28 protein-coding genes are annotated in these 24,333 nt (G+C 42.3%); 27 read left to right on the top strand and 1 reads right to left on the bottom strand.

Going from position 1 to position 24,333, the window contains the following annotated elements:
* Positions 1-605 precede the first annotated feature (605 nt).
* From rpmH to ALT761_RS20025, 25 genes are all read left to right on the top strand, one after another.
* Positions 606-740, top strand: coding sequence for a 50S ribosomal protein L34 (gene rpmH, locus ALT761_RS20145; RefSeq protein ID WP_049791785.1), 135 nt, complete (start codon positions 606-608; stop codon positions 738-740).
* A gap of 22 nt (positions 741-762) precedes the next feature.
* Complete coding sequence (gene rnpA, locus ALT761_RS20140; protein ID WP_013786828.1) at positions 763-1,122, top strand: ribonuclease P protein component; 360 nt, start codon at positions 763-765, stop codon at positions 1,120-1,122.
* Positions 1,107-1,355 carry a membrane protein insertion efficiency factor YidD gene (gene yidD, locus ALT761_RS20135; RefSeq protein WP_013786827.1) on the top strand — a complete coding sequence of 83 codons (249 nt, stop codon included), beginning with the start codon at positions 1,107-1,109 and terminating at the stop codon, positions 1,353-1,355. Before rnpA ends, yidD begins: the two co-directional genes overlap by 16 nt.
* Positions 1,356-1,365: 10 nt before the next feature.
* Positions 1,366-3,018 (top strand): membrane protein insertase YidC, encoded by a 1,653-nt coding sequence (gene yidC, locus ALT761_RS20130; RefSeq protein WP_013786826.1) that lies wholly within the window; start codon positions 1,366-1,368, stop codon positions 3,016-3,018.
* Positions 3,019-3,089: 71 nt separating this feature from the next.
* Entirely contained in the window at positions 3,090-3,572 is a 483-nt protein-coding gene (locus ALT761_RS20125; RefSeq protein WP_129740525.1) for a YajQ family cyclic di-GMP-binding protein, read from the top strand.
* Positions 3,573-3,575: 3 nt separating this feature from the next.
* Positions 3,576-4,964 (top strand): tRNA uridine-5-carboxymethylaminomethyl(34) synthesis GTPase MnmE, encoded by a 1,389-nt coding sequence (mnmE, locus tag ALT761_RS20120; protein WP_129740524.1) that lies wholly within the window; start codon positions 3,576-3,578, stop codon positions 4,962-4,964.
* A 3-nt stretch (positions 4,965-4,967) separates the two neighbouring features.
* Positions 4,968-5,405, top strand: coding sequence for an FMN-binding protein MioC (gene mioC, locus ALT761_RS20115; RefSeq protein ID WP_129740523.1), 438 nt, complete (start codon positions 4,968-4,970; stop codon positions 5,403-5,405).
* Positions 5,402-6,073, top strand: a complete 672-nt coding sequence (locus tag ALT761_RS20110) for a DnaT-like ssDNA-binding domain-containing protein (RefSeq protein WP_129740522.1) — start codon at positions 5,402-5,404, stop codon at positions 6,071-6,073. The genes mioC and ALT761_RS20110 overlap by 4 nt, the downstream gene beginning before the upstream one ends.
* Before the next feature lie 4 nt (positions 6,074-6,077).
* Complete coding sequence (locus ALT761_RS20105; protein ID WP_013786821.1) at positions 6,078-6,899, top strand: ATP-binding protein; 822 nt, start codon at positions 6,078-6,080, stop codon at positions 6,897-6,899.
* Between the two features lie 713 nt (positions 6,900-7,612).
* Entirely contained in the window at positions 7,613-9,514 is a 1,902-nt protein-coding gene (mnmG, locus tag ALT761_RS20100) for a tRNA uridine-5-carboxymethylaminomethyl(34) synthesis enzyme MnmG (RefSeq protein WP_129740521.1), read from the top strand.
* A gap of 14 nt (positions 9,515-9,528) precedes the next feature.
* Complete coding sequence (gene rsmG / locus ALT761_RS20095) at positions 9,529-10,173, top strand: 16S rRNA (guanine(527)-N(7))-methyltransferase RsmG (protein WP_129740520.1); 645 nt, start codon at positions 9,529-9,531, stop codon at positions 10,171-10,173.
* An 11-nt stretch (positions 10,174-10,184) separates the two neighbouring features.
* Positions 10,185-10,979: a ParA family protein gene (locus ALT761_RS20090; protein WP_013786818.1), complete on the top strand. Its 795-nt coding sequence runs from the start codon at positions 10,185-10,187 to the stop codon at positions 10,977-10,979.
* A 49-nt stretch (positions 10,980-11,028) separates the two neighbouring features.
* Positions 11,029-11,907 (top strand): ParB/RepB/Spo0J family partition protein, encoded by an 879-nt coding sequence (locus tag ALT761_RS20085; protein WP_129740519.1) that lies wholly within the window; start codon positions 11,029-11,031, stop codon positions 11,905-11,907.
* 205 nt (positions 11,908-12,112) lie between these two features.
* On the top strand, positions 12,113-12,496 hold the full coding sequence (locus tag ALT761_RS20080) for an ATP synthase subunit I (RefSeq protein ID WP_129740518.1): 384 nt from the start codon (positions 12,113-12,115) through the stop codon (positions 12,494-12,496).
* Positions 12,497-12,595: 99 nt separating this feature from the next.
* The gene (gene atpB, locus ALT761_RS20075) at positions 12,596-13,429 is read left to right on the top strand and encodes a F0F1 ATP synthase subunit A (protein ID WP_013786815.1); all 834 of its coding nucleotides are present in this window, start codon (positions 12,596-12,598) and stop codon (positions 13,427-13,429) included.
* Between the two features lie 104 nt (positions 13,430-13,533).
* Positions 13,534-13,755 carry a F0F1 ATP synthase subunit C gene (gene atpE / locus ALT761_RS20070; protein ID WP_012520222.1) on the top strand — a complete coding sequence of 74 codons (222 nt, stop codon included), beginning with the start codon at positions 13,534-13,536 and terminating at the stop codon, positions 13,753-13,755.
* A 45-nt stretch (positions 13,756-13,800) separates the two neighbouring features.
* Positions 13,801-14,271 (top strand): F0F1 ATP synthase subunit B, encoded by a 471-nt coding sequence (gene atpF / locus ALT761_RS20065; RefSeq protein WP_129740517.1) that lies wholly within the window; start codon positions 13,801-13,803, stop codon positions 14,269-14,271.
* 14 nt (positions 14,272-14,285) lie between these two features.
* Complete coding sequence (gene atpH, locus ALT761_RS20060; RefSeq protein ID WP_129740516.1) at positions 14,286-14,819, top strand: F0F1 ATP synthase subunit delta; 534 nt, start codon at positions 14,286-14,288, stop codon at positions 14,817-14,819.
* 13 nt (positions 14,820-14,832) lie between these two features.
* Positions 14,833-16,374 (top strand): F0F1 ATP synthase subunit alpha, encoded by a 1,542-nt coding sequence (gene atpA / locus ALT761_RS20055; protein WP_013786812.1) that lies wholly within the window; start codon positions 14,833-14,835, stop codon positions 16,372-16,374.
* 62 nt (positions 16,375-16,436) lie between these two features.
* Complete coding sequence (gene atpG / locus ALT761_RS20050; protein ID WP_013786811.1) at positions 16,437-17,297, top strand: F0F1 ATP synthase subunit gamma; 861 nt, start codon at positions 16,437-16,439, stop codon at positions 17,295-17,297.
* Between the two features lie 33 nt (positions 17,298-17,330).
* Positions 17,331-18,716, top strand: a complete 1,386-nt coding sequence (gene atpD / locus ALT761_RS20045) for a F0F1 ATP synthase subunit beta (RefSeq protein ID WP_013786810.1) — start codon at positions 17,331-17,333, stop codon at positions 18,714-18,716.
* A 58-nt stretch (positions 18,717-18,774) separates the two neighbouring features.
* Entirely contained in the window at positions 18,775-19,191 is a 417-nt protein-coding gene (locus tag ALT761_RS20040) for a F0F1 ATP synthase subunit epsilon (RefSeq protein WP_013786809.1), read from the top strand.
* 198 nt (positions 19,192-19,389) lie between these two features.
* Positions 19,390-20,304, top strand: coding sequence for a hypothetical protein (locus ALT761_RS20035; RefSeq protein ID WP_129740515.1), 915 nt, complete (start codon positions 19,390-19,392; stop codon positions 20,302-20,304).
* A gap of 156 nt (positions 20,305-20,460) precedes the next feature.
* Positions 20,461-21,417: a hypothetical protein gene (locus ALT761_RS20030; protein WP_129740514.1), complete on the top strand. Its 957-nt coding sequence runs from the start codon at positions 20,461-20,463 to the stop codon at positions 21,415-21,417.
* 41 nt (positions 21,418-21,458) lie between these two features.
* Positions 21,459-22,058, top strand: a complete 600-nt coding sequence (locus tag ALT761_RS20025) for a glutathione S-transferase family protein (RefSeq protein ID WP_129740513.1) — start codon at positions 21,459-21,461, stop codon at positions 22,056-22,058.
* Between the two features lie 3 nt (positions 22,059-22,061).
* Here ALT761_RS20025 and ALT761_RS20020 read toward each other — a convergent pair whose 3' ends face one another.
* On the bottom strand, positions 22,062-22,643 hold the full coding sequence (locus tag ALT761_RS20020; protein ID WP_129740512.1) for a DTW domain-containing protein: 582 nt from the start codon (positions 22,641-22,643) through the stop codon (positions 22,062-22,064).
* A 66-nt stretch (positions 22,644-22,709) separates the two neighbouring features.
* Here ALT761_RS20020 and ALT761_RS20015 point away from each other — a divergent pair, with 66 nt between their 5' ends.
* The gene (locus ALT761_RS20015) at positions 22,710-23,048 is read left to right on the top strand and encodes an MGMT family protein (protein ID WP_129740511.1); all 339 of its coding nucleotides are present in this window, start codon (positions 22,710-22,712) and stop codon (positions 23,046-23,048) included.
* A 72-nt stretch (positions 23,049-23,120) separates the two neighbouring features.
* Entirely contained in the window at positions 23,121-24,314 is a 1,194-nt protein-coding gene (locus ALT761_RS20010) for an HD-GYP domain-containing protein (protein WP_129740510.1), read from the top strand.
* Positions 24,315-24,333: the final 19 nt, after the last annotated feature.

Raw genomic sequence — 24,333 nt, 5'->3', positions numbered from 1 at the left:
GTAAGTTACTTAGCTCCGGTAACTCGCGAATAACAACTAATACAAAGAAACAGGCACCGAGATGCGCGCCAAGAAGAAGAATCAGGCGGATGTATAATGTTGGGTAGCAGCGAGAATTTGTTTTATCGTTTTAATAGCTGTGGATTATCTTACTTTATCAACAAAAAGTAAATGGTGATCTTTGGAGATCATTAGGATCAAGCTCGTAACTAACTGATAAATATGAAAAGACTACTTATTCGAAAATGTGCTTAATTTAGCTAAAATTAGAATTAAAATACGCGTTTTTAAATGAGATCGCAGCCTAAATGCGGTACTTAACGGCGTAAAATTTAAAAGACTGTGGATAAAACGCTAATTATAACCAGCTTATTCACAGTTAAAATTATCGCGACTGATTAGCTTTTAAGCCTTATCAGCAAACTTTGTTCACAATTTCTACCGAAATAATGGATTATTGATTGACAGTAGCCCCCGAGATCTCTAGAATTCAGCGTCCTTTTTCGATGGGCTTTTCTGGTGATAAGCACAACTTACTCTGGCAACAGAATAAAGTGTTTACCAAAAACGCCTATGTTTAATTAAATATAAGTGAGACTTTGGTCATGAAAAGAACATTTCAACCGAGCAATTTGAAGCGTAAGCGTTCTCACGGTTTTCGTGCACGTATGGCGACTAAAAATGGTCGTAAAATACTAGCAGCTCGCCGTGCAAAAGGCCGCGCTCGTCTTTCTGCTTAAGCTTAAGTAGAAAGCACCTAAAGTGGGCGAAAATCATTTTTCACGGGAGTTACGTCTGTTAACTCCCACCCACTTTACCTATGTGTTTGATAATGCAATTCCAGCTGTATCTCCCTCGTTTACCATCCTTGCAAGAACAAATACTCTACCATCTCCACGTTTAGGCATTACACTTGCCAAAAAGCGCATTCGTAAAGCTCACGACCGTAATCGTTTAAAACGTCTAATTCGTGAAAGTTTTCGCCATAAACAACATGATCTCCCAAATGTGGATATTATCGTAATTGGTAAATCTGGTGCTGATAAACTTAGCAATCAAGAGATTTTCGCAACGATGGATAAGCTATGGAAAAAATTAGCCAAACGTTGCAACGCGTCTTAATCGCGATACCACTGATACTCATAAAACTGTATCAATGGTTTATATCTCCTATTTTAGGACAACGCTGTCGTTTTCATCCATCATGTTCTTGGTATGCTATTGAAGCATTAAAAACACATGGATTAGTAAAAGGCGGTTGGCTATCAATCAAACGCATATTAAGATGCCATCCTTTGCATGCCGGTGGTTACGACCCAGTACCGGAAAAACAACAAGATAAACACTCAAAATAAAGAGACCTATATGGAATCGCAACGTAGTTTTCTGATAATTGGCCTGGCGCTGGTCAGCTTTTTGCTCTGGCAACAATGGCAAAAAGAATACGGACCTCAACCTGTACAGCAAGTACAAACAGAGCAAGCCGAACAGGTATCACAAGGTGTGCCATCATTTGATGATGCACAATCTGAAGATGTGCCTACCGGTGATAGCGTACCTGCAGCTAAACCAATGGCGAGCGCATCAAATGCTAACCGCATTATCGAAGTTAAAACTGATGGCCTAGATCTTCGCATCGACTTATTGGGTGGCGACGTTATTACCGCCGACTTATTGAAGTTTCCAGTTACCCAAGGCTCTGAAGAACCTTATAGCTTATTACGTTCAGGTAATAACCTATATGTAGCGCAAAGTGGTCTTATTGGTGCTAACGGACCTGATGCTAGCAGCAGTGGTCGCCCTGTTTATCGTACCGACAGCAATTTCTACGAGATGACCGGTGATACGCTAGAAGTACCTTTGGTATGGAAAAACGACCAAGGACTTACTGTTACTAAAACGTTCATCTTCAAAAAAGACCATTACAACGTTGCGGTAAATTATACGGTTCAGAATAACTCAGGTGCTGCGGCTAATGTGCAGCAGTATGCACAACTGAAACAAGTTATTGATGCGGAAGACGATGGCAACATGTTTATGCCTACCTATCGCGGTGCTGCATATTCTACCGAAGAAGACCGTTATCAAAAATACACCTTTGATGATATTGCAGATGACAAGTTGCGTGAAACGACCAAGGCTGGCTGGGCTGGTATGCTAGAGCACTATTTTGTTTCTGCTTGGGTACCACCACAAGATCAAGTTAACACCATTTACTCGCGCAATATTTCAAATCAATACGCGGTTATCGGTGTATTGATGCCTGCGGCAGTGGTTAATACCGGCGAAGCAAAAACGTTGTCTAGCACCCTTTATATGGGTCCAAAAGATCAAGACAAGTTAAAAGAGATCGCCCGCGGATTAGATTTAACCGTCGATTACGGCATTCTATGGTGGATATCGCAATCACTGTTTTCTTTGCTTACGTTCCTTCACAGCTTGGTGAATAACTGGGGTGTGGCCATCATCTTAATAACTATCGTAGTGAAAGGTGCTATGTACTGGCTGACTAAGAAGCAATACGAGTCTATGGCTCGCATGCGTAACTTAGCGCCTAAAATGCAACAACTTAAAGACCGTTTTGGCGATGACAGACAAAAAATGTCTCAGTCAATGATGGAGCTTTACAAGAAAGAAAAAGTAAACCCAATGGGTGGTTGTTTACCACTCGTACTTCAAATGCCAATATTCCTAGCACTCTATTGGGTGTTAATGGAAAGTGTTGAATTACGCCATGCAGACTTCGCATTGTGGATCACTGATTTATCAGTGAAAGACCCGTACTTTGTATTGCCTATATTAACGGGCGCAAGTATGTACTTGTTGCAGAAACTACAACCGACAACAATTACTGACCCTATGCAGCAGAAGATAATGCAGTTCATGCCTGTGGCAATGAGTGTGTTCTTCTTATGGTTCCCAGCAGGTCTAGTATTATACTGGTTAGTAAGTAACATCATTACGTTAGTACAAGCCAAAATGATATATGCTTCTATGGAGAAGCGGGGAATTAAATAGCAACGTCTATTTCTTTTATAATAAACAGCCCGCCAATTGCGGGCTGTTTTGTCTACGAGGATAAATTAACTATGCCATCATTTGATATTGTGTCTGAAATCAATATGGAAGAAGTGCGTAACGCCACTGAAAATGCCCACCGAGAACTTGCCACACGTTTTGATTTTCGCGGTATTGAAGCGAGCTTTGAATACAAAGAAAAAACTGTGGTAATGAAAGCGGAAGCTGAATTCCAGTTGCAGCAAATGGAAAGTATGTTTAGAACCGCTTGCTCTAAACGAAACCTAGATACTTCGTTTATTGATATGAAGCCCTTTGATGCTAACGGCAAAACTTATCGCCAAACGATTGCTTTTAAAGAAGGCATAGAACAGCCTATTGCGAAGAAGATCGTAAAAATAATTAAAGACGCGAAAATTAAAGTACAAACGGCTATTCAAGGTGAAGAATTGCGAGTAACCGGTAAAAAGCGTGACGATTTACAACAAGCCATGGCCTTGGTTAAATCATCAGGTTTAGGTCAGCCTTTTCAATTTAAGAACTTTCGCGACTAAAATATGGATTCACATATCATCACAACCGATACCATTACCGCTCAAGCTACTGCCCCTGGGCGCGGTGGTGTTGGAATAGTGCGGGTTTCAGGACCATACGCAAAGGCTATCGCTGAGGTATTAGTTCCCACAGCGCTAACGCCAAGATTGGCGACCTATACCCCGTTTATCGATAGTCAACAAAACGTTATCGACCAAGGTATCGCGCTATTCTTCAAAGGGCCTAATTCATTTACGGGCGAAGATGTATTAGAACTACAAGGTCATGGCGGCCAGGTTGTGATGGATATGCTTATTGACGCCGTGTTATCCACTGGTAAGGCGCGATTAGCCAACCCAGGCGAGTTCAGTGAACAAGCCTTTATTAACGACAAGCTCGATTTAGCGCAAGCTGAGGCTATCGCTGATTTAATAGATGCCAGTTCTAAACAAGCGGCAAGAAGTGCGCTACGTTCGTTACAGGGCGAGTTTTCAACCCAAATTCAAACCTTATCCGATCAAATCGTTCATTTGCGTATGTATGTTGAAGCCGCAATCGACTTTCCTGAAGAAGAAATTGATTTCTTATCTGATGGCAAAGTGTCTGGTGACCTAGCCGCCATACTTGCGCATCTTCAAGTGGTACGAGAGCAAGCCAAACAGGGAAGCCTGCTTAGAGAAGGGATGCAGGTGGTTATTGCCGGGCGCCCTAATGCGGGTAAATCAAGTTTACTTAATGCCTTGGCTGGCCGGGATAGCGCCATAGTCACCGAGATTGCAGGTACTACCCGTGATGTATTAAAAGAGCATATTCACATTAACGGTATGCCGGTACATATCATTGATACCGCTGGTCTTCGTGATAGCCCTGATAAAGTAGAAAAAATTGGTATTGAGCGAGCCTGGCAAGCTATTAGCGAAGCCGATCACGTACTGTTTGTTACCGATTCAACCACTACCGACATAGCAGATCCCTATAAAATTTGGCCTGAATTTATGGCGCGCTTACCAGAGGGTATTCCTACCACGGTAATCAAAAACAAAGCGGATCTAAGCGATTTACAAGTAGGCCTGAATCAAGTGAAAACGGAACATGGCGACATTCCCGTTCTTAATATTTCAGCAAAACAAAGCGACGGTATCGATACCCTACGGGATCATTTAGCCAAAACCATGGGTTTCGACACTACCACTGAAGGGCAATTCATCGCCCGTAGACGTCACCTAGATGCGTTGGAAAAAGCCTACGAATATGTAGTGATAGGCGAACAACAACTTCACGATGCTATGGCCGGTGAATTACTTGCAGAAGAACTTCGATTAGCCCATCAGTCATTATGTGAAATCACTGGTGAATTCACCTCAGACGACTTACTTGGTAAGATATTTTCATCTTTCTGTATTGGTAAATAATTGATGACAACGCACTACGAAATAATTGTGGGTACCATGCTTGGCGCTTCAGAATATGTAGCCGAAGCTATTGCGAAAACACTTGAACAGCAGGGCAATACTTTCACTATTCATCTTGAACCAACGCTTAACGATATTAATAAAGATTCAACATGGATACTGTGTACATCAACCCATGGTGCCGGAGAGCTACCTGATAATATCCAACCTTTTGCGAAATCGTTAAAAGGCGCTGATTTGAATGGCGTGAATTTCTATGTGATTGGTTTAGGTGACACTAGTTACGATACCTTCTGCCAAGGCGCAAAAGAGATAGAAACCACAATGAAAAATACTGGCGCTACCCTTCTTGCCGCTCCCATACACATTGATGTGTTAGAACACCCTATTCCAGAAGATGAAGCGGTAGCCCGCTTTGAAAGCACGCTGGAAACTGCATGAGCACAACGCTAACGCAAGCTGAACTCGCGGTACTGCAATCGCCATTATCTAACGATTGCCGCGTACTTTACTTGCTTGGCTTACGCCCAACAGCCAATACGGCTTCAACGGCAACTGCGCCTATCGATTATAAGTTCTTACTGTCGCTATTAAACGGCGAACAAAAAGACCTCCCCTATCAACGTGGCCGGCAAATCAATAGCCTGTTAAAACAGCTTGAACTTGTTGGGCTGGTGGTTTTTCCAGAAGCGTTGGATTTAGAGCATTCTATTAACGGCAAAGCCCTACTTCTGCCCTTAATAAATAGTGCACAATCGAATTTTGATGCCCTACATAAATCCCATTTTGCTATTTCGGCAGCTTGGAAACCAAATAAGGATTTATTCTTAGAAATGGCCTCTCTACTCGGTATTATCGATACTGAATATGATGATAATGAAGTAGGCGAATTCATTTCATACTGGCTTGGTAGGCCTGGAACGATACTTAGTGAATTCCAGTGGACACAAAAATTCGCTCATAATATTAAACATAAACGGATAGCCGCGGGCTATTCTCCTGTAAGAAAAGTAGGAAATCAGCAAGTGAAAGTTGCAGCTGGTATCGAAGCGGATGATAATGCAAGAAAGCTGGTGGAAAAATACGCCACATCGACAAAGAAGAACTAACGCTATGGATCGAATTACAGACAAAATTGCGAATCTTGCAAAGGCACTTAACAAGCCTTCAGAGCCTAATGATGAATATATCGATTACGCAACGCTTAGAAAGCAATATGAGAACCAAGCAAACCAAGAGATTGGTCAACTACAACAGCGTTCTAAAAAAGCGCGTGTAGAGGCCATTCATGGGCGTTCTGATCTAAATCCAAAATGGACATTCGCAAATTTAATTGAAGACAGTGACGATGTTATTGAAGCAGTATCTATCGCTCAGTCTTTCATTGCCGCTCACGATGATCCAGCGTGGCGCCAAAGCGGCTCACATATGATGTTATTCTACGGCGATTATGGCCGAGGTAAGTCTCATATTGCAGGTGCGATCGCCCATCAACTTATAGAACAATATGAGATCTCCGTATTGTATAGGCAGCTTTCAACCCTATTAGAAATGCGTTATTCCTCTTACGATTTTAGTGCCACAGACAACATAGGCCAGAAATTTAGAGAAGCAAACCAGGAACTACTTGAAGTCGATTTGCTCATTCTTGATGAAGTGTGTGTGAATGAAACCGTACTTAAAAAGAATACCCAAAGCTGGTTAGGCAATTTATTACGCCAACGATTGGTGAATAAAAAGAACTGTATCTTAATCACTAACCACAGTTTAGGCGAACTAGAACACGCTATGGGACGCTATTGCTTTGAGTCAGTAAAAGAATACGATACTTACAAAGTACGCTTTCAAGGGCCAAGTAGACGTGAAGGCTTAACCCAAGATGAAGCCGAAGCACAGAATATCACACCGAGATATCAACCTAATCAGGTACGCTAAACCAAAAGCCACAGGCAGTAAGCGTTAAAAGATCATTAAAATATCCCTCGTGATTCTTTAAAAGAGTGTCATTAATGATGATCATTACTCCCTTGTGGCACTAATTTTTTCTGTTTCCTCCATAAATTTTTAATTATTTTCCTGATCACAAAATAAAAGATAAAGCGTGATCATATGATCCACTCATAAATTGTGGAAAGATCTCATCCACAGTTAGATCGCCCTGAAAGCCATATTCTATGCTTAGTTAACGATCTAACAGTGGTATTAACCAACATTTTATCCCCAATGCGATCACATCTTGATCAGTGCTGTGGATAGGATCCTACAAACCACTGTGTATAAGCTCTTACTGAAGAATGAGTAACTTTATTCACAATTGCCCATGTGGATAACTAAGGGGTTTATACACAAGATTATGAGGGGGTTATCGATCTGTATTACACAACCTTTCAGATCGTGTAACGTCATGATCTGAAACTGCTTTAAAGGGTTACTAACAGATCTTGCTGATCCTAATAATAATAAAAATAAACAGATCTATATAAGATCTTAAGATCAATAGAGCCAGGTCGAAAAGAAATGAACAACAGCATTGAAGAAAATTTAACCGTTTTCTTTAGGCAATAAGTCAGCTAAAATACGCGCCCTTTTTTTCGACTTGTACAGAAAAGAAAAAAGTTACTCCATTTACGTTAATAGTGAGGTTCGATATGTATTACACCCAAGCATTTGATGTCATCGTAGTCGGTGGTGGTCATGCTGGAACAGAAGCTGCGTTAGCTGCTGCTCGCATGGGATCAAACACCTTACTGTTAACGCATAACATTGAAACCATTGGACAGATGTCTTGTAACCCAGCGATCGGTGGGATCGGCAAAGGTCATCTAGTAAAAGAAATCGATGCACTAGGTGGTGCAATGGGTTTGGCTGCCGATCAAGGTGGTATTCAGTTTAGAACTCTGAATTCAAGCAAGGGACCAGCTGTACGAGCCACGCGTGCTCAGGCTGACAGAACCCTTTACCGCCAAGCCATTCGTAAAATCGTAGAAAGCCAAGAAAACCTCACGTTGTTTCAACAAAGCGTTGACGATCTTGTCGTTGAAAACGATCAGGTGACAGGCGTGGTTACCCAAATGGGGCTAAAATTTAAAGCCAAAACCGTGGTACTCACAGTAGGAACCTTCTTAGGCGGCACGATTCACATAGGCCTTGAGAACTATCGTGGTGGACGCGCAGGCGATCCCCCTTCGATAGCCCTCGCAGATCGTTTACGTGCCTTACCGTTTCGTGTAGACCGCTTAAAAACCGGTACACCTGCACGATTAGATGCCCGTTCATTAGATTTTAGTGTGATGCAGGCACAACCTGGTGATAATCCAACGCCGGTATTTTCGTTCATGGGCAACCGTGAAATGCATCCACAACAGATCCCGTGTTACATCACGCACACTAACGAAAAAACACACGATATTATTCGAGGCGGACTTGATCGCTCTCCTATGTTCACTGGCGTAATTGAAGGTATTGGCCCTCGTTACTGCCCAAGCATTGAAGATAAGATCACCCGTTTTGCAGACAAAGATTCTCATCAAATTTTTGTAGAGCCAGAAGGGTTAAATAGCATTGAGGTTTACCCAAATGGTATTTCAACAAGCTTGCCTTTCGATATTCAAATGAATCTTGTACGCTCAATCAAAGGTTTTGAGAACGCGCATATTGTTCGTCCAGGCTATGCGATTGAATATGATTTCTTTGACCCTAGAGATTTGAAACAAACTTTAGAAAATAAATTTATCAAAGGTTTGTTTTTTGCTGGCCAAATTAATGGCACAACCGGGTACGAAGAAGCAGGTGCGCAAGGCCTTATTGCTGGTGCTAATGCATCGCTGCAAGCACAAGAAAAAGATCCGCTTATTTTACGTCGCGATCAAGCCTACATGGGTGTATTGATTGATGATCTCGCTACCATGGGAACGAAAGAACCCTATCGCATGTTTACCAGCCGTGCAGAGTATCGATTACTCCTTCGTGAAGATAACGCCGACAGTCGCTTAACCGCGTTAGGTCGTGACATAGGCTTGGTAGATGACGCACGTTGGGCGGCATTCAATACTAAAATGGAAGCGGTTGAAGGTGAATTGCAACGCTTGCGTGGTCAATGGGTACATAAAGATCATGGTGCTACGCCAGCACTTAACACCCTGCTTAAAACGCCGGTAAGCAAAGAGCATTCGCTAGAAGAACTTATTCGTCGACCTGAAATGACCTATCGTCAATTGATGGAGATTGAAAGTATTGGGCCTGGTTTAACCGATCCCATTGCAGCAGAACAAGTTGAGATCCAAATTAAGTACGCTGGTTATATTGCCCGTCAAATGGACGAAATAGCCAAAACGCAGCGTCACGAAAATTCACTATTACCGGTTGATCTTGATTTTACTAAAATCTCAGGTTTATCAAACGAAGTGGTAGCGAAACTCACAGAAGCGAGACCTGAAACCATAGGTAAAGCGTCGCGCATCTCTGGAATTACACCGGCCGCTATTTCCTTGCTTTTGGTGTATTTGAAAAAGCACGGCATGTTAAGAAAACACGATAAATTAAGCGCTTAAGCAGATTTCAATTTATGAGTTTAGAGCAAGAGTTACACGAAATACTGGCCTCGGGCCTTGCGGCACAATCACTTCAATTAAGCGATGATCAGCAAGCGAAGCTAGTGGGCTTTGTATTATTGATTGATAAATGGAACAAAGCCTACAACCTGACATCGGTGCGCGATCCGAAACAAATGATGGTAAAACATATTTTGGACTCATTAGCGATATATCCATATTTAGCTAAACATGAAGCCAAACATATCATTGATGTCGGCACTGGCCCTGGTTTGCCAGGTATGCCCCTTGCGATAGCGTTTCCTGACACAGCATTTACCTTGCTAGATAGTTTAGGTAAGCGTGTTCGGTTTATGACCCAATGTGTCCATACCCTTAAATTATCGAACGTTACGCCTGTTCAAAGTCGTGTCGAAGCACATACCCCAGCGCAACCGTATGATATAGTACTTAGCAGAGCGTTCGCTTCGTTAAAAGATATGTTGCACTGGTGCCAACATCTGGTAAATTCAGACGGGCAGTTCCTTGCACTTAAAGGGCAGTTTCCAGAAGACGAATTAAAAGAAGTGAGTGATTACTATCAGGTGATCAAAACGGAAAGTCTCACTGTTCCTAATCTGGTGGGCGAACGACACCTCGTTTGGGTTAAAAAGGCATAACAGGACTTATTGTGGCAAAGGTAATCGCGATCGCGAATCAAAAAGGTGGTGTGGGTAAAACCACTACTGCAGTGAATGTTGCAGCATCAATGGCTGCCACAAAACGTAAAGTGCTACTGATTGATCTTGATCCACAAGGTAATGCAACCATGGGAAGCGGCGTCGACAAATACGATGTTCACGCTACCGCGTTTGAATTGCTTATCGAAGAACAACCTATCAACGACGTTATTGTAAAAAATACAGCGGGTAAATTTGATTTAGTGGCTGCGAACGGTGACGTGACGGCAGCTGAAATTAAGTTGATGGAAATGTTTGCCCGCGAAGTTCGCCTTAGAAATGCGTTAAAACCTGTTCTTGATTACTACGATTTTATCTTTATTGACTGCCCCCCTTCACTAAACCAACTTACGGTGAATGCATTAGCTGCGGCTGATTCAGTCATGGTGCCGATGCAATGTGAATATTACGCACTCGAAGGGTTAACGGCGTTAATGGATACCATTCAAAAACTCGCATCAGTGGTAAATCCTGAATTGAAGATTGAAGGGGTATTGCGTACTATGTACGACCCTCGTAATCGCCTTGCCAACGACGTTTCCGAACAGCTTAAACGTCACTTTGGTGAGCAAGTATATCGTACTGTCATTCCGCGCAACGTGCGCCTAGCTGAAGCGCCAAGTTTCGGTACACCGGCGATGTACTACGATAAGTCTTCTACAGGGGCTAAAGCATATTTAGCATTGGCGGGTGAAATTCTTCGTCGTCGTGATAAATCTGCGCCAAGTCAGGCGAAAGCCAGTTAAATTATAATAAAGCGTAATGCATATCAGCAAATAGGCCATTGAGGGAAATATGTCAGCAAGAAAAAGAGGGCTAGGTCGCGGTTTGGATGCGCTATTAGCAACCAGTCAATCGACGTCGCAAAGAGAAACAGATGCTGCGGCGACAGAAGCTACACAAAGCGAACTTAGTAAATTACCTATAGAATTTCTTGTGCCTGGCAAATATCAGCCTCGCAAAGACATGTCACCTGATGCCCTTGAAGACCTTGCTTCCTCTATTCGTGCCCAAGGTGTTATTCAACCCATTGTTGTTCGCAAAGTTGACGACAACAAGTACGAAATTATTGCAGGTGAACGTCGCTGGCGTGCATCGCAACTTGCGCAACTCGATGAAGTTCCTTGTCTTGTTAAAGATGTACCTGATGAGGCCGCGGTTGCCATCGCGCTAATTGAGAATATTCAGCGTGAAGATTTAAACGCGATGGAAGAAGCGCAAGCATTAGACCGTCTGATGAATGAATTCTCTTTAACCCACCAAGAAGTTGCTGAAGCTGTGGGTAAATCTCGTACAACCGTGACTAATTTGCTTCGTCTTAATAATCTTAATGATGACGTTAAGTTGCTAGTTGAGCATGGTGATATTGAAATGGGTCATGCTCGCGCATTACTCGCCCTTGACGGTGAGCAACAATCAGAAGCGGCAAATGTTGTTTCGGGTAAAGGTTTAACGGTTCGTGATACAGAAAAGCTGGTCAAAAAGCTACTTGAACCAGAAAAACCGAAGCAAGAGAAGCAAATTGATCCAGATGTGCAAAACCTTATGACCCGACTTTCAGAAAATTTAGGGGCACCGGTAACAATAGACCATAACGCAAAAGGGAAAGGTAAATTAGTCATTAGCTTCGACGACTTACAACAATTAGACGGAATAATAACTAAAATTCAATAAGTTATATTTATATTCTGAAAGATGGTAAGTATGAATAGCGAGGTCATTCATTCCTTAAACTTGGGCTGTGGACAGCCTCCTTTCCGGTTATAGCTTTAGAATATTTTCAGAATAGCTTTCAAAATGCGATGTACTGTTGAAAAATGTCGGTAAAACAGTATACTTCTGACGCTTTTCGTTAGACATGAACAAGCAGCAGGGCAACGTGAAAAACAAGTTAGCTGAACATGGATTATTTATTGCCAAAAAAGGCATTCTGTTTCAGTTAGTCACGGCACTAATAATAACCCTTTTGGCGGGTATTATTGCAGGTCAACATTCTGCAATTTCAACCGCCGCTGGCGCAGTGATAAGCATACTGCCAACAGCTATTTTTTCGGGGTTTGCATTTAAATATGCTGGTGCAAGTAAAAACGAACTTGTTGCCCAAAGTTTTAGCCAAGGTTCAAAATTGAAACTGGCACTGACAATCATTTTATTTGTAGTGACATTTGCAGGCTTAAATGCCGCGCCGCTTGAAGTTTTTGTGGCTTATGTCGTTACAACCGCCAGTCATGCACTGGCCATGTTCCGTTATGGTACGAAGTAGTCAAACAATAACGATTAATAAATAACTACTGAATACTTGCTTACGAATATGTACTGGAACCAGTCACCAATTTTTACACTTTACAACTTAGGTTAAACAATGGCATCTGAATACACTACCTCAGAATATATCAAGCACCACTTGACCAATGCCACCATGTGCTCAACCGACAACGGAATTGCTTTTAACAAAGCATGCTCTGATGCAGGTTTTTGGGCGTGGCATGTCGACACACTAGCCTGGTCAATTGGCCTTGGCATACTATTTCTTGTTGTTTTTAGAAGCGTAGCTTCAAAAGCCACTACGGGCGTACCTGGTAAGATGCAGGCGTTTGTAGAATTGGTTATTGAGTTCGTTGACGACAACGTAAAAAGTACGTTCCATGGAAGAAGTGCGCTAATTGCACCACTTGCACTAACTATTTTTGTTTGGGTTTTATTGATGAACCTGATGGATTTAGTGCCTGTTGACCTTATTCCTTGGATTGCTGGTCTTGTAGGTCAGCATGCGTTCGGTATGGACCCTCATGATGTTTACATGAAGGCTGTGCCTACTACTGACCTTAACCTGACGTTTGCTTTAGCGTCTGGTGTGTTCATCCTAATTCTTTTCTATTCAATTAAAATGAAGGGCATCAGCGGTTTTGCAAAAGAACTTACTATGCAACCGTTCGGTCACCCTGTATTCATCCCAGTAAACTTTATTCTGGAATCCGTTACCTTACTTGCACGCCCGCTTTCATTAGCACTGCGTTTATTCGGTAACTTATACGCCAGTGAGCTAATCTTTATCTTGATAGCCACCATTGGTTACTTCCAGTTACCTTTACATTTTATGTGGGCTGTATTCCATATTTTGGTTCTCCCTCTTCAAGCGTTTATTTTCATGATGCTAACCATCGTGTATTTAAGCTTGGCGTGTGAAGACCACTAGTAAGCATTGATCCGCGCTGGTAATACCTGGATTGACCGGCGCGGTTAATAACCGAGTTCTACTTTTAACATTAACTTTAAATTTAACTTAAATCGGAGACGTACATGTTATACATCGCAGTTGCACTACTGATCGGTCTTGGTGCCCTTGGTACCGCTATTGGTTTCGGTCTGCTGGGTGGTAAATTCCTAGAATCTGCTGCTCGCCAACCTGAACTAGCACCTCAACTTCAAGTTAAGATGTTCATCGTAGCAGGTCTTATTGACGCTATCGCGATGATCGGTGTTGGTATCGCTCTATACCTATTGTTCGCTGTTGGTGCTTAATTTTACTACACACTTTTTTAGCGAACTTTTAGAGGAGGGGCGATTGTGAATTTTAACGCCACTTTTATTGGTCAATTAATCGCCTTCGCTGTGTTCGTGGTGTTCTGCATGAAATATGTGTGGCCACCGCTGATGGCAGCGATTGAAGAACGTCAGAAGAAAATAGCCGATGGGCTTGAAGCTTCTGAACGGGCAGAGAAAGACTTAGAACTTGCTCAAGCGAAAGCCACTGAGCAAATGAAAGATGCGAAAGCGCAAGCAGCCGAAATTATCGAGCAAGCCAAAAAGCGCGCCAACCAATTGGTTGACGAAGAAACGCAAAAAGGCCATGCAGAACGCGAGAAGATTATTGCTTCTGGCTACACCGAAATTGAAGCTGAACGCAATCGTGCCAAAGAAGATTTGCGCAAGCAAGTTTCTGCATTAGCAGTAGCTGGCGCAGAGCAAATCTTACAACGTGAAATTGATGCTAACGCACAAAACGACATTGTTGAAAAACTTGTCGCTGAGCTTTAAGAGGGAGATGAGCCATGTCTGAATTGACAACCGTTGCTCGTCCTTACGCTAAAGCAGCTTTCGATTTCGCCGTCGAGAAGAATGCCATTGCGAAGTGGCAAGAAATGCTGACCTTTGCAGGTGCAGTAGCACAAAACGATGATATGCATCAGTTGTTATCTGGCGCAGTAGCTGCAGATACTCTAGCTGACGTTTTCATCAATGTTTGTGGTGAGCAACTCGATGATCATGGCCAGAACTTTGTAAAGGTACTGGCTGAAAATAAACGTTTAGCCGCGTTGCCTGAAATTTCAAATGTGTTTGATGCCTTTAAAGCAGATTACGACAAAGAAATTGAAGTAGACGTAACTTCAGCCTCTGCGCTGAACGATGCACAGAAAACCGATTTGGTTGCATCGTTGGAAAAACGTTTGGCACGTAAAGTGAAGCTTAATTGTAACGTGAATCCTGACCTGATCGCTGGAATGGTTATTAAAGCCGGCGATACAGTAATAGATGGTTCCGTAAAATCGAAATTGAACCGTCTAGCAGACGCGTTGCAAGCATAACGGGGATAAGAGCATGCAACTTAATTCCACTGAAATTGCTGAACTGATCAAGAAAAGAATTGAACAGTTCAATGTAAGCAGTGAAGCACGCAATGAAGGTACTATCGTCGCAGTAACTGACGGTATTATCCGCATTCATGGCCTTGCCGATGTAATGCAAGGTGAAATGATTGAGCTTCCTGGAAGCCGCTACGCTATTGCACTAAACCTTGAGCGAGACTCTGTAGGTGCGGTTGTAATGGGTCCATATGCGGACTTACAGGAAGGCGTAAAAGTACAATCTACAGGCCGTATTCTTGAAGTACCTGTTGGTAATGCGCTACTAGGTCGTGTTGTAAACACACTTGGTGAGCCTATCGACGGTAAAGGCGCCATTGATGCAGCTGGCTTTGAGCCAGTAGAAAAGATTGCACCTGGTGTAATCGAGCGTCAATCAGTAGATCAGCCAATCCAAACTGGTTATAAGTCAGTTGATGCCATGATCCCAGTTGGTCGTGGTCAGCGTGAACTTATCATCGGCGACCGTCAGTGTGGTAAAACCGCAATGGCAATCGACGCTATCATCAACCAAAAAGGTACAGGCATTAAATGTGTGTACGTAGCGGTTGGTCAGAAAGCTTCTACTATCGCTAACGTGGTACGTAAGCTTGAAGAGCACGACGCATTGGGTCACACCATTATCGTTGCTGCTTCTGCGTCTGAGTCTGCTGCATTGCAATACCTTGCACCATACTCTGGTTGTACTATGGGTGAATACTTCCGTGACCGCGGTGAAGATGCGCTAATCGTATATGATGATTTGTCTAAGCAAGCTGTTGCTTACCGTCAAATTTCATTGCTACTTAAGCGTCCTCCTGGTCGTGAAGCATACCCTGGTGACGTTTTCTATCTTCACTCTCGTTTGCTAGAACGTGCTGCTCGTGTAAACGAACAATACGTTGAGCGTTATACAAACGGTGAAGTGAAAGGCAAAACCGGTTCATTAACTGCGCTTCCAATTATCGAAACGCAAGCTGGTGACGTATCTGCTTTCGTACCTACCAACGTAATCTCGATTACAGATGGTCAGATCTTCCTAGAAACTGACTTGTTTAACGCAGGTATCCGTCCAGCGGTTAACGCTGGTGTATCGGTATCTCGTGTTGGTGGTGCTGCGCAAACTAAAATTATCAAGAAGTTGGGCGGTGGTATTCGTCTTGCACTTGCTCAGTATCGTGAATTGGCGGCATTCTCGCAGTTCGCATCTGACCTTGATGATGCAACCCGTGAGCAACTTGAGCACGGTGAGCGCGTAACAGAGCTAATGAAACAGAAACAATATGCACCACTATCTATTGCAGATATGGGCGTATCATTGTTCGCGGTTGAAAAAGGTTTCCTTAAGGACGTTGAGCTTAACAAAATCCTAGATTTTGAAGCTGCTCTTCATTCTTACATGAACAGCGAAAACGCTGACCTTATGAAGACTATCAACGAAACTGGTAACTTCAACGACGAAATCGCCGCTAAGTTAGCTGACGCTTTAACACAATTTAAAGCGACACAAACTTGGTAATCAATGCAGCCGATGATGTGTAAACACCATCGGCTTCACGTTGAGTAATCGGAGAAATAGTCATGGCCAGCGGTAAAGAAATAAAAGGTAAGATTGGGAGTATCAAAAATACTCAAAAGATTACCAGTGCAATGGAAATGGTTGCTGCGTCCAAAATGAAACGGGCGCAAGAACGTATGGCCTCTGGCCGTCCATATGCGCAAAACATGCTAAAAGTGATTGGTCACATTGCTAACGGTAACCTTGAGTTCCGCCATCCTTATTTGGAAGAGCGTGAAGTTAAGCGCGTCGGCTACATTGTGATTTCCACTGACCGAGGCTTGTGTGGTGGCTTAAACAGTAATGAATTTAAGCTTGTCACTCAGGACGTCAAAAAATGGCGTGACCAAGGTGTAGAAGTGGACTTCGCTGCATTAGGTTCAAAAGCGTGCTCTTTCTTCAACCGTTTTGGTGGCACTTTGCTTGCCGCTGAATCTGGATTGGGTGATAAGCCGTCTGCGAGCGATGTAGTAGGTGTTGTACGTGTAATGCTTAAAGCTTACGACGAAGGTAAATTAGACCGAGTTTTCTTGGTATTTAATGACTTCGTAAACACCATGACACAGAGCCCTGTGATCAATCAGTTATTGCCTTTGCCAAAGTCTGAAGACGAAGAATATAAGCATCGTTGGGACTACATTTACGAACCAGATCCAAAAGAAATTTTGGAAGCATTAATGGTACGTTACATTGAGTCTCAGGTGTATCAGGGTGTTGTAGAAAACGCGGCGTCAGAACAAGCTGCGCGAATGGTTGCCATGAAGGCAGCAACCGACAACGCTGGCGACTTAATTGATGAGTTGCAACTGATATATAACAAAGCGCGTCAAGCTGCAATCACACAAGAAATTAGTGAGATTGTGAGCGGTGCCGCAGCGGTGTAGGCAAAGGTTTCTAAAAGATAACGAGGACAAATTATGAGTCAAGGTAAGGTCGTCCAAATCATTGGCGCCGTTGTGGACATTGAGTTTCCACAAACTGCGGTACCAAGAGTTTATGACGCACTACGAGTTACCGAAGGTGGCTTATCTGGGTTAACCCTAGAAGTGCAACAACAATTAGGTGGCGGTGTAGTTCGCTCTATCGCCCTAGGTTCTACTGATGGCTTACAGCGCGGTTTGGCTGTAGAGAACACTGAAAACCCTATTATGGTTCCAGTAGGTACAGCTACACTTGGCCGTATCATGGACGTATTGGGTAACCCAATCGACGAAGCAGGCCCAATTGGCGAAGAAGACCGTATGTCTATTCACCGTGCAGCGCCTAGCTACGAAGATCAGTCTAGCTCAGTAGAATTACTAGAAACTGGTATCAAAGTAATCGACTTGGTTTGCCCATTCGCTAAGGGTGGTAAAGTTGGTCTATTCGGTGGTGCTGGTGTAGGTAAAACAGTAAACATGATGGAGCTTATCCGTAACATCGCAATCGAACACAGTGGTTTCTCTGTATTCGCTGGTGTTGGTGAGCGTACTCGTGAAGGTAACGATTTCTATCATGAAATGAACGACTCTAACGTACTTGATAAAGTATCGTTGGTTTACGGCCAAATGAATGAGCCTCCTGGTAACCGTTTACGTGTTGCTTTGACAGGTCTTACTATGGCTGAGAAGTTCCGTGACGAAGGTCGTGACGTACTATTCTTCGTAGATAACATCTATCGTTATACCCTAGCAGGTACTGAAGTATCAGCACTTCTAGGTCGTATGCCGTCTGCGGTAGGTTATCAGCCTACGCTTGCAGAAGAGATGGGTGTACTTCAAGAACGTATTACGTCAACGAAGACAGGTTCAATCACTTCAATCCAAGCGGTATACGTACCTGCGGATGACTTGACGGATCCATCTCCGGCAACAACCTTTGCTCACTTAGATGCAACAGTTGTACTTTCTCGTGATATCGCGTCTCTTGGTATCTACCCTGCGGTAGACCCACTAGATTCAACTTCACGTCAGCTTGACCCACTAGTTATTGGTCAAGAGCACTACGACGTAGCACGTGGCGTACAAACTGTACTTCAGCGTTATAAAGAGTTGAAAGACATCATTGCCATCCTAGGTATGGACGAGTTGTCTGAAGAAGACAAGCAAGTGGTATCACGTGCTCGTAAAATTCAGCGCTTCCTTTCTCAGCCTTTCTTCGTAGCAGAAGTATTCACTGGCTCTCCAGGTAAATATGTATCGCTTAAAGACACTATCAGTGGCTTTAAAGGTATCCTGGAAGGTGAGTATGACTCTCTACCAGAACAAGCCTTCTACATGGTTGGTTCTATCGAAGAAGCTCAAGAGAAAGCCAATAAAGCATAATTATGTGGCTGACCCTGTCAGCCTATTAATGTGCTAACGTACCTAATCAGGAGGTTCTATGGCAGCAATGACAGTACATTTGGACGTAGTAAGCGCAGAAAAAGAAATTTTTTCTGGTCTTGTTGAAACGATTCAAGTGACAGGTAGCGAAGGTGAACTAGGTATACACCCAGGACACGCGCCACTTATCTCTGCTATTAAACCTGGTATGGTGCGTTTGGTTAAGCAGTTCGGTGAAGAAGAAGTTATTTACGTTGCAGGTGGTGTACTAGAAGTACAGCCTGGTAACGTCACCGTACTGGCTGATACTGCGGTTCGTGTAGAAGATCTAGACGAGCAAGCAGCAGAAGAAGCCAAACGACGTGCACAAGAGCACATCGCCAACCCAGGCGCAGACTTTGATTACGCAGAAGCAGCTCAAGAGTTGTCTGAAGCTATCGCACAACTTCGCCTTATTCAGAAGTTACGCAAGTAATCTAATAGCTGTTTATAAAAACCCGCCTTTTGGCGGGTTTTTTTATTTGAATAGATAGATAAATAGTGTAAATAAATACTTTAATCGATTAACATAAGGATTGCTGAATATAATGATTGTCTACGCAGATTGTGGCTAATTCGTAGCATTACAATAACAGTCTGTCCGTATTCTCTCGTTAGTAGATACGATGGTTTTATGAAGATAGCTCCTCCAACTAGTAAACCACAACAGTTTATTGGCTTATTTCCTCTATTAGTTTTGTTAGCGATACCGCTATTGAATATATATTCGGGCGCTTTTTACTGGCCTAATTCTGGCGATATTTCTGCTCAGCGCAGTTTTAATTCTGCAGTTAGTATTTCATTATTTATTGGATATTTCTGGTTTGGATTTCGTTATATTCACCAAAACGTAGCAAGCAGTTTAATTTCGTTGTTGGTTAAAAAAAATCAGTTAGGTCAGTTTTCAGTACATAGGCAAAGGCTAACCAAGGTCTTTCATCATCAAATTGTAAATTCATTAATAATTGCATGTATGTTTATGGTTGTATTAGCATTTTTAGGAGATGTTAGTGACGAAGGCTATAATATTAAAAGCATTTCATATATCGCATCATTCGTTACTTTTAGCCTTCTTACTTCTTTGTTTCTATTTCAAGTAAGATCGAATGTGACCTACCTGCTAAAGCAGGTACTTCCAGGAACTAATAAACCTTCAGACTACTGGGCGTCTTTTAGTGTAATAACCAAGCTTTCTCTGACTAATGCCATTATTGCCCTAGGCCTATTAACCGTTCTGCCTATATTTTGGTTCAATGTAGTCGTATCACCTTTGGAGGTGGTAGCGGTAGTGAGTCTGTCACTGCTAATAATGGCATATACGTTTACGCCCCTGTTAAAATTCAAAGCTATTTTAAAACAGCAGAAGACTGTAGCCTTAAACCAAGGCTACAGTGAACAGAGCAATCATAATGATAAAAATAGGCCGTCAAGAATAGCCCGAGCCCCAAGTGAAGTTTTTAAAAATAATGATAAACTCAAAACAATAGTCGCCGTTGTTTTAGTTCCTGTTTCGTGGGGTTTAGTTTCAATGGTCGAAACGCTCATTTAAATTTCCAGCTATACGCCTAAAATTAAAAGGCGATATTTAAGTACTTTTTAAATTTGGTTTGTACTTCTGATAACCGTATAATTCCTAGTTCAGCGTTTAGTAAACGCGTATGTTTCACATCCCAATTATTATTATAACTAGCGGTTAAAAAATACGATGAAGTTCAGTGCTTACGAGAGTAACCGCAATGTAGTAAGTGTATGGGCGTACCCACTCTTTTTAGTTTTGATCCTCCTACTTATACATAATTTGACTGGGGCATTGACGTTGCCTATTCTAGATGCAAATCATCAGCGAGATTTTAATACTGCGCTAGGCACCACGCTGCTTTCTGGTTTTTTTTGGCTTACGATAAGAAACGTTCATAAGAATGCGGCAAGCACATTAATTGCAGCATTAGTAAGCTTAGAAAAACTAAGTCATTTTAATCATCATCGCGGTCTGTTGGGAAGGCAGTTCGCTAGACATTTAATGTGGTCAACCTCTATTGGGGTGATCATGCCTATTGCGTATCTATTATCAGAAGGTTTAGTGACACGAATAGATGAGCCAGAGGTGCTTGTAATTGCCCTCACATCAATTCCTTTTTGGTTATTGTTAACGCTCTTTATTTTACAAGTCTTCAGTAACACTCATTATTTGCAAAAGCTCGCATCAACGGAACATTCTTACGCTGTAAAAGAACTGTACTTGTTGCGAGAGATTTTTAATATGGCGCTGTCCAATACCTTAATTGCGGTCTCTGGGTTTGCGCTAACGCCGATTTTTTGGATCAACAAGTCAGTCCCATTCTTCGATATTGTTGTTCTTACTGTCTATGCCATTTTCATTTCAGCGTACTTGTTTCTACCTATGATTATAGTGGCGAAACGAATGCGTACCGTGGCAAATATAGTGATGAAAGATTATGAAAGCGAAATTACACAGTTAATTCGTCAGCAGGCAAATAGCGCGGTAAAATCGTCGCTTAGCAAGGAAATAGAGTCGATAGAAACCAATAAAGAAACCTTACGTAGAGTTTTAAGCAAACCCCAAAAGCTCAGATTACTTATGTGCATGATGCCTTTACCTGTCTCTTGGCTTGCCTTTCTATTTGTAGAATCCTTCTACTAAGGGTAGCTTATAGAATAAGCAAATTTCATTAGGAGAGTGACATGCTGATTTACGGTGATAAACGCTCAGGTAATTGCTATAAATTACAGCTTTTACTGGCATTACTTGGGAAGGCATGTGAGTGGGTTGATGTCGATATTCTTAAAGGAGAGTGTCGAACAGATACTTTTTTAGCAAAGTCCCCTAACGGTAAAATTCCTATTCTAGAGTTGGATGATGGACGTGTGTTGTCTGAGTCCAACGCCATCATGCATTATTTAGCCTCAGGCTCTACGTTTATTCCTACCTCACCTTTTACTTTTGCCACTTTACTACAATGGCAATTCTTCGAGCAATACAGTCATGAACCCTATATAGCGGTTGCGCGCTATATCAATCTTTATCTTGGTTTACCTGAGGACAGAAAAGCAGAATATGAGGCAAAGCAAGCTGGAGGCTACAGAGCGCTTGAAGTGATGGATAAACAACTTAATCAAACCCCGTTTTTGCTAGGTAACCAAATTTCGCTGGCAGACATCTCACTATTTGCTTATACCCATGTTGCACACGAGGGAGGCTTCGATCTAGCGGCTTACCCCGCGATAAGAAATTGGATAACACTGATTAGAGATCAAAAAGGGTTTATTCCAATGGAGGCCTAGTGATTAGGTCTCTCTCTGGTGGGCTTTGGGTCCTCTCCAATTCTCTTGCATAGCTTCTTGTAACTCGATGAAAGGTTGAGTATCAATATTATATAGTGTGTTTAAGGTATAGGCCGTTGCTTCAAGGGTGGATAACCCTTCACGAATTCGAGTGTGCCGTATTCTATATTGTGTAGAGGGGGCGTGCTCGAAATGGAAGCTCGGTATAGTCGACAACCAAGGGAATTGTTGCAATACAGCGTAAGCTTGCTTCCAGCTGCCATCTATCACCAATAGTGTTTGTAGTGATGAAGCGATGTGTTCCCGTTGTGACTCAAGGGCGATACTGTTATCACTAGGGTATAAAAGTGCGGTTGATTGAACATTACATTGTGAAGCTAATGTTGTCATTTCGCCAATACTATCAGTGGTAATTATCTCTACATCGTTAGCGCAAAGCTTAATTAATCTCGCTGTATTCTTAGCATTGGCAGATTCCTTAACGTGTTGAATTACAATTACCTTAATTGGTATTATAACCGATGAAATTGCGTCACAAATACAGGTGCTTGTAGGGTAATTGCACTTTTTACATTTAGATCTCATAGTCGTGTTTTTTAAAAACCCCTGTCCTTAAACAGTTAAAAATAGTTAGAATGGATAATATGCATTATGGTTAATGTAGCGATACAATCCAAAATACTAAAAACGCTTTCAATTGTACCAAGTGGTTACGTAGTCAGCTATGGGCAGTTAGCAGACCTTGCAGGTTTGCCGGGTAAAGCTAGACTTGTAGGAAAGTGCTTAAAAGGCTCTGATGTTACTACTCGATGGCATCGAGTAATAAGAGCTGATGGAAAAATAGCATTTCCGACAGGATCTGAGCTAGCAGAAGAGCAGCGTTCTTTGCTGGTATCGGAAGGGATCGTAGTTAAAAACCATAGAGTGAATATGAAAGTTTATGGTTGGAAACCTAGTTTGTATACTTTATTGGCCGAACTAGACCAGTAAGAATATTCACTGGTATTTGGCATAATTTATCACCAGTTGGTGTGGCGTTTTTAAAGTGGTATCTCACTCATAATGCTTAAGAAAATTACAATAAAAGACTTGAAACCAGGTATGTTTGTTCATCAAATCCTGGAGCAGAAAGGTCAGCTTTCAGTTAAAAGCCAAGGACGAGTTACATCGCAAGCGATTGCTGATGCCCTTAAAAAAAAGGGCGTGTTAACCCTTGTTATTGATACTGATAAAGCGTTCAGCGTATCTTCAGATGAACCTGAACCTAATAAGGAAGCGCCGGTAAGCAAAAAAGTTGCTGAGAAAGCACCTAAGGCAAGCCTTGAAAGCGAATTGACTCGCGCAACCAAGTTGCACGTGCAAGGTAAGCGAATCCAAAAGCAACTACTTAACAGTGTTAAAAAAGCACAGCCTTTTGATAGCAGTATTCCTAAAGAATTTTCAGCGAAGTTGGTGTCTTCAGTAGACCGTAACCCCGATGCATTATTATGTCTGACGAAAATTCGTGAAAAAGATGATTACCTCTTAGAACATTCTTTAAATGTTGCCATATTACTGGCCAACTTTGGTCGTCATTTAGGGATGTCCGAAAGCGAAGTTCAAGATCTCTCATATTCAGGTTTTCTACATGACTTGGGTAAAATTCAAATACCGGATGAAATTCTGCATAAGCCTGGCCGTTTAACTGACGATGAAATGGATATCATGAAAGGGCATGTTAAACACGGGGTAGATTATTTAAATGAAACCGACTTAGACAAAACCTTAATTAGAACTATCAGTGAGCATCACGAGCGCTTAGATGGTTTAGGGTACCCTATGGGCACTAAAGGTGAAAACATCAGTCGTGAAGGCCGCATGTTAGCTATTGCGGATATGTACGATGCGCTAACTGCAGATAGAGTCTATAAATCTGGTATGTCGAGCCAAAAAGCGTTTTCTATTTTGTTAAGCGATGCGCCGTCACGATTAGATTTACCATTGGTACAACAATTTATTAAATGTATGGGTATCTATCCGGTAGGAAGCCTAGTACTACTGTCGAATGAACGACTTGCCATGGTGATTGAACAAACCGACTCGCCATTAGCGCCTAAAGTTAAGGTATTTTATTCTGTTCGAAATGCACACTTTCTTGAGCCAAAAGATATTGATTTAGCATCAGAAAAAAACGTTAAGGTTTCAAAAGCGGCTATTGCTTCTGATTATAAAATTGACGTGAACGCCTTTTTCGAACGCTCGGTCTCTATCGGGTAAGCACTAAAACATATTTCAG

The organism is Alteromonas sp. 76-1 (genome assembly GCF_900654235.1).
In the GTDB taxonomy this organism is placed as follows: Bacteria; Pseudomonadota; Gammaproteobacteria; order Enterobacterales; family Alteromonadaceae; genus Alteromonas; species Alteromonas naphthalenivorans.
This window is presented reverse-complemented; position numbering and strand designations above follow the sequence as displayed.